Origin of the sequence: Idiomarina sp. UBA4206, from assembly GCF_002383015.1 — a bacterium.
In the GTDB taxonomy this organism is placed as follows: domain Bacteria; phylum Pseudomonadota; class Gammaproteobacteria; order Enterobacterales; family Alteromonadaceae; genus Idiomarina; species Idiomarina abyssalis.
Genome location: NZ_DFTS01000028.1, coordinates 31988 through 34163, shown reverse-complemented (window position 1 = coordinate 34163; position 2176 = coordinate 31988). Strand labels below are relative to the sequence as shown.

The window sequence follows — 2176 nt, the reverse complement described above, 5'->3', positions numbered from 1 at the left end:
GCGGTTATGTTTACCCTGTATCCATTATTCAGGTTGGTATCAATTCCACCGCTACGCGTATTGCACCGTCAATTGACGGCTGGTAATGCGGTGCGTTGGTTGCAATGGGTACTGAGTGGCGGAACCATTTACGCACTGCTGGTGATTTACAGTCAGCAATGGTGGCTTTCCACGGCCTTGTTTGCCGGTGGCGCAGTTGCTGCTGTTATTTTACTGGGGCTGGGTCGTTTGTTTATTTCAGCCAGCCGTAAAGCGGGTATGCAGGCAGGCAGCAGCTGGCGACTGGCAATGGCTGGCCTGCAACGTCGGGCGGCAGCAAATAGCGTTCAAATGCTGAGCTTTTCAACGGCCATTATGCTGTTGCTGCTTGTCATTGTTCTACGGAACGATTTACTGGAAGACTGGAAACGTCAGCTACCTGCCGATGCGCCAAATTATTTCGCAATTAACATTGCTGAAGATAACGTTGATGACATGCAGTCAATGTTCGAGCGGGAAAATATTCCGTCGACCGATCTCTATCCTATTGTGCCGGGACGTTTAACCCATATTAACGGGGAGAAACTCGAGGACGAAGTTACCAAAGAGGATCGTGACGAGGAAGTCTCTGATGAAGATGCGTCAGAAAATGACGGTCGTGAAGGCATAGGCAGAGAGCTCTCTTTAACCTGGCGTGACAGTTTGCCTCCTAACAACGTACTTACCGCAGGAGAGTGGTGGGGCGACAATGCCGAACCTCAGGTCTCGGTGGAGCTGAATGTATCAGAACGACTGGATATTAAAGTCGGTGATGAACTACGCTTTAACTTAGGTGGCGAAGAATTCACTGTACCGGTGACCAGCTTGCGTAAAGCTGACTGGAATACCTTGCAGCCAAACTTTTACATGATCTTCAATACCTCGACTCTGGAAGATTTTCCGGCGACTTATATCACCAGTTTCAGACTGGATGAAGAACGTAAAAGTGACCTGTATGAGTTGTTCAAGCCTTTCCCGCAGGCATCTTTAATTGATTTGGATGCCATGATAGATCAAATACGGGAAGTGATTGGGCAGGTGAGCTTAGCCATTGTGTTTGTACTGGTACTTGTGATCATTGCTGGCGCTTTAGTGCTGGTAGCGCAAGTTCAGGCGAGTATGGAAGAGCGCCAGAAAGAATTAGTTATTCTAAGAACACTGGGGGCACCGGGTAAATTACTGAGCCGTAGTATTACTTATGAGTTTTTGGTGTTAGGTGCCATTAGTGGACTGATAGCAACTTTGGCAATGGAGATATCACTGTTCATACTGCAGAACCAGGTGTTTAACATGACGCCGGTTATTCACTGGAAGTTGTGGCTGTTAGGGCCGGCATTTGGTGCCGTAGTGGTTGCTGTTTTAGGCCGCTTATCCTGCTACCGACTTATTCAGAGAAATACCGCTCAGTTAATACGCAAGCTGACTTAACAAAATAGGGAGGTGACCAATGAACATTTTAATGACAGGTGGTACCGGGCTTATTGGCTCAGCGTTTATTCGCAAGTACCGAAGTGAGCATCAGTTTACGGTCACTACCCGCAACAAGGAACGCGCAAAAAAGGCCTTGGGTGAGGATGTCACTTTGCTTTCTTCGGTGGACGAATTAACGGATATTGGTCAATTTGAAGCCGTTATTAATCTACAAGGGGAAGGCATTGCGGATAAGCGTTGGAGCGATTCCCGCAAACAGGCATTAAAAGACAGCCGCTGGCAGGTTACCGAAAAGCTGGCGGCTATGATCAAGGCCGCAGAAACGCCTCCTAAGGTATTTCTGAGTGGTTCCGCTATTGGCTACTATGGCCCGCGTGACGTTCAGCCCGTAGATGAGAACGAGAGCCCTAAGCATACTGACTTTGCGGTGACCTTATGTCAGGAATGGGAGCGTCGGGCTTTAGCTGCAGAGGATGCAACCCGCGTGGTTCTGCTACGCACCGGTGTGGTTCTGGCAAAAGGCGAGGGCGCCCTGGCCAAAATGCTTTTTCCATATAAGTTTGGCTTAGGTGGCCCTTTGGGCGATGGTGATCAGATGATGTCGTGGATACAGCTTGAGGATATGATCCGCGCGATTCAGTATCTGCTGGAACACGACAATTTGTCGGGGCCAGTTAACATGACCGCTCCGGGGCCCGTTACTAATGAAGCCTTTAGCCGTACTCTG

General features: G+C 49.1%; 2 protein-coding genes. Both read left to right on the top strand.

Annotation, left to right across the window (positions count from 1 at the left end; translation table 11 throughout):
• A partial coding sequence (locus tag B3180_RS06235; protein WP_349677612.1) for an ABC transporter permease occupies window positions 1–1446 on the top strand: 1446 nt, incomplete at its 5' end.
• 19 nt (window positions 1447–1465) lie between these two features.
• On the top strand, window positions 1466–2176 hold a 711-nt coding region (locus B3180_RS06230; RefSeq protein ID WP_286843566.1), incomplete at its 3' end, for a TIGR01777 family oxidoreductase.